Annotated in this window: 8 protein-coding genes and 1 pseudogene; 3 read left to right on the plus strand and 6 right to left on the minus strand. The window is 46.9% G+C overall.

The window, feature by feature from the left end; translation table 11 throughout:
- Positions 1 to 60: 60 nt before the first annotated feature.
- Together ilvD and ACKPCD_RS13025 are read right to left on the minus strand one after the other, a co-directional pair.
- The gene (gene ilvD, locus ACKPCD_RS13020; protein WP_068559086.1) at positions 61 to 1758 is read right to left on the minus strand and encodes a dihydroxy-acid dehydratase; all 1698 of its coding nucleotides are present in this window, start codon (positions 1756 to 1758) and stop codon (positions 61 to 63) included.
- 308 nt (positions 1759 to 2066) lie between these two features.
- The gene (locus ACKPCD_RS13025) at positions 2067 to 2705 is read right to left on the minus strand and encodes a hypothetical protein (RefSeq protein WP_321433454.1); all 639 of its coding nucleotides are present in this window, start codon (positions 2703 to 2705) and stop codon (positions 2067 to 2069) included.
- A gap of 281 nt (positions 2706 to 2986) precedes the next feature.
- On the opposite strand from ACKPCD_RS13025, the gene ACKPCD_RS13030 reads away from it, so the two are divergent.
- Positions 2987 to 4156: a pyridoxal phosphate-dependent aminotransferase gene (locus ACKPCD_RS13030; protein WP_276640983.1), complete on the plus strand. Its 1170-nt coding sequence runs from the start codon at positions 2987 to 2989 to the stop codon at positions 4154 to 4156.
- Positions 4157 to 4657: 501 nt separating this feature from the next.
- Here the strand turns inward: ACKPCD_RS13030 and ACKPCD_RS13035 are convergent.
- Positions 4658 to 5206 (minus strand): CDP-alcohol phosphatidyltransferase family protein, encoded by a 549-nt coding sequence (locus ACKPCD_RS13035; protein WP_086987852.1) that lies wholly within the window; start codon positions 5204 to 5206, stop codon positions 4658 to 4660.
- A 146-nt stretch (positions 5207 to 5352) separates the two neighbouring features.
- A complete protein-coding gene (locus tag ACKPCD_RS13040) occupies positions 5353 to 6102 on the minus strand; it encodes a gamma-glutamyl-gamma-aminobutyrate hydrolase family protein (RefSeq protein ID WP_068559095.1) in 750 nt (249 codons plus the stop codon).
- A gap of 426 nt (positions 6103 to 6528) precedes the next feature.
- Here ACKPCD_RS13040 and ACKPCD_RS13045 point away from each other — a divergent pair, with 426 nt between their 5' ends.
- Both ACKPCD_RS13045 and argH read left to right on the plus strand, forming a co-directional pair.
- Positions 6529 to 7794 (plus strand): Zn-dependent hydrolase, encoded by a 1266-nt coding sequence (locus tag ACKPCD_RS13045; protein WP_321433455.1) that lies wholly within the window; start codon positions 6529 to 6531, stop codon positions 7792 to 7794.
- A 74-nt stretch (positions 7795 to 7868) separates the two neighbouring features.
- On the plus strand, positions 7869 to 9260 hold the full coding sequence (argH, locus tag ACKPCD_RS13050; protein ID WP_086987848.1) for an argininosuccinate lyase: 1392 nt from the start codon (positions 7869 to 7871) through the stop codon (positions 9258 to 9260).
- Between the two features lie 132 nt (positions 9261 to 9392).
- Here the strand turns inward: argH and pyk are convergent.
- Together pyk and ACKPCD_RS13060 are read right to left on the minus strand one after the other, a co-directional pair.
- Positions 9393 to 10814 (minus strand): annotated as a pseudogene (gene pyk / locus ACKPCD_RS13055) (pyruvate kinase); the annotation flags it as partial.
- Positions 10815 to 10960: 146 nt separating this feature from the next.
- A complete protein-coding gene (locus tag ACKPCD_RS13060) occupies positions 10961 to 11890 on the minus strand; it encodes a DMT family transporter (RefSeq protein ID WP_321433456.1) in 930 nt (309 codons plus the stop codon).
- Between the last annotated feature and the right edge of the window lie 113 nt (positions 11891 to 12003).

The following is a 12003-nucleotide window of genomic DNA, read 5'->3' on the forward strand; positions in this document are numbered from 1 at the left end:
GCATTGCGCACGCAAAAAGAAGGTGAGCTATCTCCAATTTTGAGACAGCTCACCTTCTTTTTATTCGTATTCTGCAAAGATCTCTTCCGGTGTCTTCAGAACGCCACCGGTATTGGCTGATGTAACCAAAGCGGCGTAACGTGCCAACCAACCTGTCTTCACTTTCGATACAAAGCGTGTTTGCTTTTTCTTTCTTTCTTCAAGTACTTCGTCAGCAACGCTTACGTTGATCGTACGGTGCTCAAGATCAATGACGATTTCATCCCCGTCTTCAATCAAGCCGATCGGGCCGCCTGAAGCTGCTTCAGGAGAGATGTGTCCGATTGCGATACCGCGAGTGGCACCTGAGAAACGGCCATCCGTGATCAGTGCAACATCACGGCCTAAGCCGCGTCCTACGATGGAAGATGTCGGTGCCAGCATTTCCGGCATTCCGGGTCCACCTTTAGGTCCTTCATAGCGGATGACGACAACATGGCCTTTTTTGACGGTGCGGTTGTCGATTGCTTCCACCGCTTCATCATGGCTACTGAAGCAGATCGCTTTTCCGACGAATTTTTTGATGTCTGCATCCACGCCGCCGACTTTGATGACGCCGCCGAAAGGAGCGATATTACCGTTCAGGATGGACAACCCACCGACCGGAGAATAGGCATTTTCGTATTTATGGATGACTTCTTCGTTCTTGATTTCGTGTCCTGCGACATTTTCGCGGATCGTCTTGCTGGTGACAGTGATACGATCCGGATGCAGGTTGCCGTGTTTGATCAATTCATTCATGATTGCAGGGACACCGCCTGCTTCATGCACATCATGCATGGAGAAAGCAGATGATGGTGCGATTTTTGACAGGTACGGAGTTGTTTCCGCAATTTCGTTGATGCGGTTCATGTCATAGTCGATTCCGGCTTCTTTCGCCAAAGCCAATGTATGCAGCACTGTATTCGTCGAACCACCCATCGCCATATCCAAGGCGAAGGCATCATCGATTGCTTCAGCAGTGATGATGTCACGCGGTTTGATGTCTTTTTTGACTAAGTCCATCAATTTGAAAGCCGCTTCGCGGATCAGTTCTCTTCTCTCGTCACTGACTGCCAAAGCAGTACCGTTGTATGGCAATGCCAATCCCAATACTTCCATCAAACAGTTCATCGAGTTGGCGGTGAACATACCCGCACAAGAACCGCATGTTGGACAAGCATTGGCTTCCATATCGAAAAACTCTTCTTCTGTCATTTTGCCTTCTTTAAAAGTTCCGACCGCTTCAAACATGGATGACAATGTCAGAGCCTGTCCGGTAGCGGAAAGACCTGCCTTCATCGGGCCGCCTGAGCAGAAAATTGCTGGAACATTGGTACGGACAGCAGCCAACAGCATACCCGGTGTAATTTTATCGCAGTTTGGGATGTAGAAGACACCGTCGAACCAGTGTGCGTTGATGACCGTTTCAGCGGCATCAGCAATGATTTCGCGTGACGGCAACGAATAACGCATCCCGATGTGTCCCATCGCGATTCCGTCATCGACACCAATCGTGTTGAACTCAAAAGGAATCCCGCCGGCTTCACGGATCGCTTCTTTGGCGATATCGCCTAATTCTCTTAAATGCACGTGACCAGGCACGATATCTGTATAGGAATTGCAGACAGCTATGAACGGTTTGTCCATGTCTCCTTCTTCCCTGATTTGTCCGGTCGCTCGCAACAAGGAACGATGTGGCGCCTTATCTATTCCCTTTTTGATTTTATCACTACGCATTGCTGTCTCCCCTTTTTTCCGTATATTTATAAAAAAGAAGCCCTCATGTGATGTAGGGCTCCAGCTTACGTCGAGCCCTGATTCACTAAGAATAGGACTCAACTAATTGAATAGTTTGAATCCTAGGGCATAATAATGACTAATAAAGTGTTTACAGCATGGCAATCTGTTGTACGGTGCACGTTCATTCTTCTCATCATACTGCAACTCCTTCCATTATCTTTCTCTAAATATTAAATCCAAATTAGAAATAAGTCAATGATTTTATTTTCCTTTCATATTCCTGCCACTTTTCTCCCCACATCGTGTTACCGAAAGAGAGGAACCGGAGAGAAGTTTTCCGGAAAGTAAAGTTCCGCAGTGTCCGGATCGAGGGTTATTTTCATTTCAGATACCAACTCTTGCTGGTCCGCAGCCATGGATAGCTCATTGAATTGACTAAGAACCCCTTCATAAATGGGTATGCAGGGCAAAGCTTCCAAAACGTCCATCGGCCTCATCAGTGTCACGGGCTTATTGGACTGCATCACGCCTCCTTTAACTAATACAGATGACACAAAATGAGAACAGAAATAATAATTTTTCCTTTCCCACTCTTTATTGAACAGAGCAGGCACTAGGCCTAAAAGGTTATAACGATACTTTTCTTTGTCCTTTTCGAATGAAGAAACATACGCCCTCATTACCTTCGCCTGTTCCTCTGAAACCGTCAACGCATACACCGCACATTTTGCACGGCTGTAGAAATCGGATGTCACATCTTCGTGTATGAAGCCTCCTATAAAAGGATTATTGGCTTTTTTCCTGCCGAAACTGAAGGTATCCTCCAACACTGCATCAAACGCCAAGGATATGTGATTGTATTTTTTCCTCGTAAACAGTTTGATGGTCCGCGTCAAAATAGACCCTGTATCCGTCAACAATAAATAAATCTCCTGTTCTGACATCTTTGTACTCCTAAATTATTATTACAAAATCTGACTTTTACCCCTATCAGTACATTGAACGATAAGGCGGATCATACCGTTATGGAAAATGTAAAGTCGTTCTGCTTTCTATAGCTATCACTTGATTATACCAAAACAATCAGACTGCAAGTATTTTTTCAATAAATTATCTTTTGCTTCTTTCAGCACTCTCATGTGCACGCCCTCCCCTACCGACACTAGGATAGTCAGAGTATATCTGATAAAATAGAAGAAAAATCGAATAAAGGGAGCAAACCTATATGTACCATTGGTCTGAACTATCCAAAAACTATCCTGCATCCAGCATCCGAAAAATGGCAAAATTAGCCGCCCAATTCGATGACACGCTGATGCTGACGATGGGGGAACCGAATTTCGAAACACCGGAAGCCATCAAAAAAGCCGCACAGGATGCGATTGCCGCAAATCACACCCACTACGGACCGAATGTCGGCGAGCTTTCCTTCCAGCAAGCCGTAGCAAAAAAATATACGGATCAGACCGGTGTCCCCTTCAAACCGAATGAAGTCATGGCAACTTTCGGCGGAACGGAAGGTATCCTGCATGTGATGATGTCAATCCTGAATCCAGGCGATGAGGTGATCATCGCCGATCCGAGCTATCCGAATTATCTCGGCCAGATCATGCTGTTGGGTGCTAAAGTGGTCCCGGTACCCGTATACGAAGAAAATTCATTCAAGATGCAGGCTACAGACATCGAACACGTCCTCACCAACAAAACGCGTTTGATCATTTTGAATACCCCGAACAATCCGATGGGTTCTATTCTCGATCAGAGCGATATGGAGGCTATCGTGGCCTTGGCCGATCGCCATCAGGTTGCGATTCTGTCGGATGAAGTCTATGAAAGTCTTATTTATGACGGAAAAAAACATTTCAGCCTGTTCCAGATACCCGGCGCAAAAGAAAATCATTTCGTGGTGAACAGCTTATCCAAAACCTATGCGATGACGGGTTGGCGGATCGGCTACGTCGTAGGCAATCATGAAGCCATCGATCGCATGGCCGAGTTCAGGGAAGGTGTCGGATTCTGCGTACCTCCATTCATCCAAGAAGCCGCAATCGCTGCAATCACCGGACCGCAGGATGATGTTCAGTATTTTCTGGAACAATATGACCGTCGCCGCCATATCATCGTCGACGGATTGAACCAGATCCCTGGCTTCAAATGTCTGAGCACGGAAGGCGCCTTTTATGCCTTCCCGAACATCAAAGCATTCGGCAAATCTTCCTATGATTTTGCGATGGAAATCTTGACTGAAACCCATGTAGCACTTACGCCAGGCTCTGCTTTCGGGAAAATGGGTGAAGGCTACTTGAGGATTCCGTTTGCCGAATCCGAAGAAGTCCTTCAGGAAGCCGTAGATCGCATCAAAGCCTATGTCATAAAAGCTTATCCGCATTTATAGGAAAAGCTGAACGGGTTCGTTCAGCCCTGATTAAGGAAACACTGTGACCTAATCGGTCAAGTACTCTGATGTCACAGTGCGACATCAGAGGGCCTCACTGCGAGACCAGTTGGATGGCCTGATGACAGGAATAAGCGATTGAAATCGCAAGAGTCATGACAATTTAGGAAATCTGGCCTCGCAACGTTCCCTTCGGTCACCTTATACTGGGAGTCTAAGGGATGAATCCCTAAGTCTCCCATGCAAATGAGCATCGAAGAGCGCAATTGCTGAGAGACTTTCTGCGTCAGCAGATTAGTCGAACAGTATGTCTTGGCTCGCAGAGACAAGAGGTTCCTTATTCTTTTTTCCGAAGGGCTTACCCGTGAAGCTAGCCAACGCTATGGGATACATGGAACATTTTGAAACTCTGTAAAACACCTAAGGTGATGCACTTTTGAATACAATAAATTGTATCCTACACTACAAAAAAAACGACGAGTTTCCTCGTCGTTTTTTTGTTCATTGGTTATCGGTTTTAGCTGACTTATTTTTTTCCCATGCTTGCCAAACATGATAGGCATACTGGGAGAAAGTGAAAACAGCTAATCCCCCGACGAACAACTGCAGGTAGATCAATCCCGGCAGGCGGAACAAAGAAAGCAAGATCGTTGCAAAAATCAGAACGGTAGTGGCTTTTCCGAACACATTCGCCGGCACGATGATCTTCGGCTCGACATTCAGCAAAGCCACGCCCAGGAATATTTGCAGGCCATCTTTTATCAATACGATCAGGAAAAACCAGTTTTCGATATACCCGATGTCCATCAAAGTGTACAGAACCGAAAGCTGCATCACTTTATCCGCAAACGGGTCAGCCACCTGTCCGAATTTCGTGATGGCATCATATTTCCTGGCGATATAGCCATCGATGATGTCGGTAAGGCTGGCGACCAGAAAAATAATCATCGCCCACCGGACCGGATGCGCCGTATCGGAATAGAAGACCGTCAAATAAAATGGAATCAAAAATAGGCGAATCAGCGTCAAGATGTTCGGTACACGTTTCATATCATTTGCCTCCCAGCTACCATTGGCATTCTTCTTACCTATATTCTAATCTATAGCGGGTGCTTTAGCTATTTTTTAGCAGATTCGAACCCACACAAAAGTTCAAAAACCCAGCAACCGGATAGCTGCAGGGTTTTGAACAATACTTAATAATGCATCACGTTGTCTTGATAATGGATGCCTGTTCCCGCCAGGAAGACGATCTCATCAAAGAAATATTGCATTTTCTGGGAAGAGGCCAGCATAAACTCCGGATGCCACTGCACCGCGAAGATATTCTGGCTTCTTTCTTTTGCCTGGAAAGCCTCAATCAACCCGTCGGAGCTCCAAGCGATGGCCTCAAAAGGCTCCGCCAATTCTTTGACGCCTTGATGATGGAAAGAGTTGACGAGGTGTTTCTCCCCTAAAAAGGAACGCAAGAAATTATTCGGGGCAATCGAAATCGAATGGGAAGCATACTGGATGTTCGTTTTTTGGTCATGTTGGACATCATACTTTTCAAGCTGGCTGATATCCTGATGCAGGCTGCCACCAAAAGCAACATTGATCAACTGCATGCCGCGGCATACCGCAAAAATCGGTTTGCATTGATTGTATGCCTCTCTGGCCAATGCAATCTCAAAAGCATCCCTTGCCGGATGCGTGACACCCAAGCGATGTGTCGGTTCCTCATCATAAAGAATAGGAGATACGTCCTGACCGCCCGCCAAAATCAATCCATCCACGGCGTTTATATAGTGCTCTGCATCCATTGGATCGCTGATCGGAATCACAAGCGGAATTCCTCCTGCTACTTGTACACCATCAATAAATCCCTGCGGTGTATATGTTTTTTCCATCTGATTTCCGAGTTCAGTAGTCAGATGGTTGCCTCCAATTCCTATAATCGGTTTCACCCATTATTCCTCCCGTCACATTTTTTCTAATGAAGTGTGGCCATGCTTCACGGACACTTTCCAGGTACAAGCTTTCCTTTCCCGCAACATATATCTATATGATCATACAGCTGTAGATTCTTCTCATCCCACTGCTTATTTCATTACTTCCCAATACTTTTTTCATCAAATTCACATTTAAAAATAAATTAATGATATTGTAACGTGCTGTTGTCTCTCTGTCAATCGCGATTTGCGGCAGTTTTCAGTAGCCCTGTTCATTTTTATGCTCCGTTTATTATGATAAACCTTGATTTATCTTGCTTTTTGGTTATTTTTGCTCTAGGATTCAATATAGAAAATGAAATTAAAAAAAAATGAGAATGTCCGCATTTGCATGTAGCCTTATAAATAGGCAGCATTAAGAAGGGAGACCTACAAATAATTATGTTTAAGGCAAATAAACACCGCATCGAGAACCACATCGAGTCACTTGCACGTTTTACCTCAACTCCTGGGCACGGAACGACCAGACTTTCCTATAGTAAGGAAGATGCAGCAGCCCGCCATTACATCAAACAAGAAATGAATAACCTTGGCCTGGTTGTACGGGAAGATGCCGTCGGAAACATTTATGGAAGAATGGAAGGTGCCTTGAAAAATGCGCCTACGGTCATCATCGGTTCACATTTTGATAGTGTCCCGAATGGAGGCTCTTTCGATGGCCCTGCTGGCATCGTCACCGGACTCGAAGTAGCCGCTTTGTTCAGGGATTATGGCTTCGAACCTCAATACCCGCTCGAAGTCATTGCCATGATCGAAGAAGAAGGTTCTCGCTTCGGAGGCGGCGTGCTGGGTTCCCGCATGATAGCCGGCCAAATCACTCTTGCAGATTTGAACGAAATGAAGGACAATACCGGCCTTTCCGCAGCTGAAGCAATGGAAAAAATGGGTTTCAACGCTGCTGAAATCGGCTCGGCTCAGCGCACCGGAAAGGATGTAAAAGCCTTTCTGGAATTGCATATCGAACAGGGTCCTTTATTGGAAGCAGCAGCTCAGGATGTGGGTATCGTAGAGATGATTGTCGGTATGACCGAAATTCGCATCACAGTGACAGGGAAATCCGGCCATGCGGGAACGACTCCTATGGAAGGTCGTGCTGATGCCCTCGCGGGGGCGGTATCGATATTGAAGGAACTGCCGGGAATGGTATTGGATGAACCTGATAGGCCGGTTTTGACTGTCGGAAAACTGAACGTCCTCCCAAACGGAGCCAATGTCATCCCGAATCAGGTTACTTTTACGGTGGATATCCGTTCCGCCCATAGCGATACCATCCAGCGCATCCTGCAGAAAATCGAGCAGCTTGTGGCTGATGTGAAAATACCCGGCATCTCTTTCAGTACCGAGGAGTTACTCTATGCGGAGCCGGTCGAGATGTCAGCGGATATCCAAACCTTGCTGATCGAAAATTGCGAAAAAATGGGTCTGCGCTATCGGAAAATGGTCAGCGGTGCCGGTCATGACGCCATGATATTCGCGGATTTCACTGAAACAGGCTTGATTTTCGTTCCCAGCAAAGATGGCATCAGCCATACACCGGAAGAATGGACGGATTATGCGCAATTGCAAAAAGGGATTGAAGTTGCGTTCGAAACAATTGTACAATTGACGGAAGCAAAAGAAAAAAGCAGCAACACAGAAACGTACTAAAACACTATTAAAACAGCCAGGGATTGCAGTGTATTGATCCACCTAAAGTTAAGCACCCTGCCGAGGAGGAAATTATGGCAATTTGGTCAAATAATTATCACGGTTCCATGAATGAAAAGGCATTTGAATTCAATTCATCCATCGATGCGGATGCCCGTCTGGTCTATGCCGATATCGCCGGAAGTATCGCTCACGCAAAAATGTTGGGCAAAACCGAAATCATTCCCCGCGAAGAAGCGGATGCTCTCGTCAATGAACTGGGCAAAATGAATGATGAACTGCAGGATGGCGATCTGACCATCGATTTCTCGGAAGAAGATATCCACAGCTTCCTGGAAGCAGAACTGACGCGTCGCCTTGGCGCTATCGGCAAAAAAGTCCACACAGGAAGAAGCCGTAACGATCAAGTAGCGACTGCTTTGAAATTGTATTCTGTATCTGCGTTGGAGCACCTGTCCAGTCTTACTGCCAACGTTTCCCTCGCATTGAGCGAAAAAGCCGAAGAGCATCTGGAAACGATCATGCCAGGTTACACCCATCTGCAACGTGCACAACCGATCACTTTTGCCCATCACCTGATGGCATACACGGAGATGTTCCTGAGGGACAAGTCTCGTTTGGATGATGCCAAAGAACGGGTTCTGCATTATATGCCGCTGGGCAGTGCCGCGCTTGCGACTACAACTCTTCCGTTGGACCGCGCCTTCACTGCTGAAGCACTCGGATTCAAGGATTTTTCCCGGAATAGTTTGGATGGCGTATCCGATCGCGACCATTCCTTAGAAATGTTGGCGGATCTGTCGATCATCATGGTCCACATTTCCCGTCTGGCTGAAGAAGTCATCATCTGGTCATCACAGGAATTCGGCTTTGTGAAAATCCGGGATACGTTCTCTTCCGGCTCCAGCATCATGCCGCAGAAGAAAAATCCGGACATCGCGGAATTGTTGCGTGGAAAATCCGGCCGTGTCTTCGGCGATTTGATGGGCGTATTGACTTTGATGAAAGGTTTGCCGCTCGCATACAACAAAGACATGCAGGAAGAAAAAGAATTGCTGTTCGAAGCGATCGACACAGTGACCTTCTGTTTGGAAATCCTGCCTGCAATGTTGAACGATATGGACGTGATGGAAGCAGCCATGCTGACGGCTTCACAAAAAGGCTATCTGAATGCCACCGACTGCGCCGATTACCTTGTCGAAAAAGGTATCCCTTTCCGTGACGCTTACCAGATCACCGGAAACATCCTGAAAGAGTGTGAAGAACAGAACCTTACGCTGGAAAACTTCCCGTTGGAGATGTACAAAAAACACTCGGATGCTTTTGACGAAACCATCTATAAGAAGGTCGACCTGAAGGAATGCGTCATCCGCAGAAATGTAGCCGGCGGACCAGCACCGGAACGCGTGAAAGAGCATATCGAAGCAGTCAAGACAAAATTAGAAGACTACCAGATCATCTCGTGATCAATCATTGACAGAAAGAGGCAGCCTCGAAATGAGGCTGCCTCTTTCTGTGGTTTGGCGGTGGAATCTCTTAGTATAAATCCAATCCCAATACAAAAAACCGATCTACTCAGTGTTTTGCATTCAATCAGGTATGCGTTCGATTTTCATTAAATTGGTCGTGCCGCTTTCTCTTATCGGCGTCCCAGCAGTGATGACGATGGCGTCTCCAGGTTGCGCGAAGCCCTTTTCTTTCGCCAATGCGGTTACATTATTTAGCATATCGTCAACATTTTCAGGCTCTGCAATGACGAAAGCTTGCACACCCCAGACAAGCGTCAGCCCTCTCTGCACCCTTTCGCTGTAGGTTGCAGCCAAAATATTCGCTTTCGGGCGGTATTTTGAGATCATCCGGGCCGTATGCCCGGAGCTGGTTGCCGCTACGATGGTCTTGATGCCCAAATTCATGACCGTGCGGGCTGCAGCTTGGCTGATCGCTTCGGTAACGGAGGCCTTGTCGAACATAGACAATGCGGACAGGTTGCCGCCATTTGCCTCAAGAGCTTCTTCCGTCCGTTCCGCGATACGCGCCATCATCGCGACAGTTTCGACTGGGTACTGGCCGACAGCAGATTCGCCGGAAAGCATGACTGCGTCTGTTCCGTCAAATATGGCGTTCGCGACGTCGCTCGCTTCTGCCCTTGTCGGACGCGGATTCCATTGCATGGAGTCCAACATCTGCGTGGCGGTGATGACCTGTTTTCCTGCCAGATTGCATTTCCGGATCAGGTCTTTCTGTACGATTGGGACGTCGCCTCCGTTGATTTCCACACCCAAATCGCCGCGCGCCACCATCAGGCCGCTGCACACCTTGAGTATCTCTTCGGCATTCTGGACGCCTTCCTGGTTTTCGATTTTGGCGATGATCTGCGTGTCCGTCGCATCCATTTCTTCAAGGATTTCGATAATTTCCAGGATATCATCAGGTCTTCGGACAAAGCTTGCAGCGATGAAGTCCACTCCTTGCTGAACACCGAAGCGGATATCCGCAGCATCTTTTTCCGTCAGCCCCGGCATACTGAACTTGGCTTCCGGCACATTGATACCTTTTGAATTCTTCAGGGTACCGCCCACTTGGATAATCGCTATGATCTCTTTAGCTTCATAATCGATGTCCGTAACCTCCAGAACCAACAAGCCATCATCGATCAAAATATGCATGCCGATCGTCACATCATTGATCAGCTCAGGATAGGTGACAGAAAATTTTTCTTTTGTTCCCAGCACAGGTTTCATGCTGATGGTTACCGACTCCCCGGAAACCAAGGTAACGGCGTCATCGGTCATCTTATTTGTGCGGATTTTCTGGCCTTGGATATCCAGCATGATACCTATATTTTTGTTCGCCAATCGTGCAGCTTCCCTGACATTATTCAGGCTGATCATATGCGTATCGTGTGCACCGTGCGAAAAATTCAAACGTGCTACATTCATGCCGCTGTCCATCATCCTTACCAGCACATCGACGGAATCGCTGGCTGGTCCGATTGTGCAGACTATCTTCGTTTTTTTCACTATGATCCCCTCATTTCTGATTTGACCCTCTTCATAACCTGACATTTACCTATCTTCATTATAGAACAAATGCCTGTATTTAGAAATTATGACGCTATGGAATGCAAAAAACGTGATGCCAAAAAGCCTCACGTTTTCCTTGATATTCAGATATTCGGCTCGGTTTGGATAATCTCGCTTGCTTTTATCGGTTTTGTTTTCAACGTCAACAGGAATACGGTTGAAAGAATCAACACGATACCGACCAGATCCGTCCAGTGCAGACTGGTCCCTAACCAAAAAACGGAAAGGAACGTTGCAGAAAGCGGTTCGGCCGATGAAAGTAGGCTTCCGATTGTTGCGCCGATACGATGTACGCCCTCCAGATAGAGGCTGAAAGAAATCACCGTCCCAAAGATGATGATGACCAGCAATGCTGCAAATGCTGCAAGGTCCCAAGTACCGATGATCCGCCAAGGTTGATACACTAACGAAAGCAGAATGCCACCTATCAGCATCCCCCACCCCAACGACAGCAGCGTTCCATAAGTTTTGATGAGCCGGGCAGGCTGCAGATTGTAGATGACGACAGAAACAGCCGACAAGAGGCCGTAAATCAATGCCTCCTGTGATATGGCCAGACTATCAAATCGGCCATGTGTGGCCAACAGGAAAATGCCGGCGACCGCAAAGGTGATGGCTGTTAATTCAGCTGGCCGCGGTAATTTTCTGTTCTTGACGGAAAGGTAAATCATGATCAGAACCGGAGCCAAAAATTGCAGGACTGTAGCTGTTCCTGCGTTTGAATGACTGATTGTAGCAAAATACGTGTATTGGCAAAAGGACAGACCCAAAGACGCGAACAGGAACAAATCCCTGCGGTCCCGCTTATCTTTCCAGACCCGGAAGATAGCCTCTTTTTCTTTTTTGTAGCACAACATCAACAAAATCAAACCGGCCATCAGCATTCTGACAGCGACCAACCAGCCGGATGTCAACCCGCGCTGCTGCAGCAGAAACTGCCCACTGGTGCCCGAAATCCCCCACAACAAAGCACCCACAACGGTGAATAGCACCCCGGATTTATAGTGAGACATTCCATCCCTCCTTTCCTTTACTTTTTTTCAAATAACATCATTATATGCGATGGCCGGACAAATAGAAAGCTGATATTTTTACTTTGTCCGAAGAACGATTTTGTGGGATACTG

The organism is Trichococcus flocculiformis, assembly GCF_963662535.1.
Classification (GTDB): Bacteria; Bacillota; Bacilli; order Lactobacillales; family Aerococcaceae; genus Trichococcus; species Trichococcus flocculiformis.

What these genes read in the sequence shown, in the direction of transcription:
- ilvD (WP_068559086.1), bottom strand. Translation starts at nt 1,758, where the DNA reads ATGCGTAGTGATAAAATCAAAAAGGGAATAGATAAGGCGCCACATCGT.
- ACKPCD_RS13025 (WP_321433454.1), bottom strand. Translation starts at nt 2,705, where the DNA reads ATGTCAGAACAGGAGATTTATTTATTGTTGACGGATACAGGGTCTATT.
- ACKPCD_RS13030 (WP_276640983.1), top strand. Translation starts at nt 2,987, where the DNA reads ATGTACCATTGGTCTGAACTATCCAAAAACTATCCTGCATCCAGCATC.
- ACKPCD_RS13035 (WP_086987852.1), bottom strand. Translation starts at nt 5,206, where the DNA reads ATGAAACGTGTACCGAACATCTTGACGCTGATTCGCCTATTTTTGATT.
- ACKPCD_RS13045 (WP_321433455.1), top strand. Translation starts at nt 6,529, where the DNA reads ATGTTTAAGGCAAATAAACACCGCATCGAGAACCACATCGAGTCACTT.
- argH (WP_086987848.1), top strand. Translation starts at nt 7,869, where the DNA reads ATGGCAATTTGGTCAAATAATTATCACGGTTCCATGAATGAAAAGGCA.
- ACKPCD_RS13060 (WP_321433456.1), bottom strand. Translation starts at nt 11,890, where the DNA reads ATGTCTCACTATAAATCCGGGGTGCTATTCACCGTTGTGGGTGCTTTG.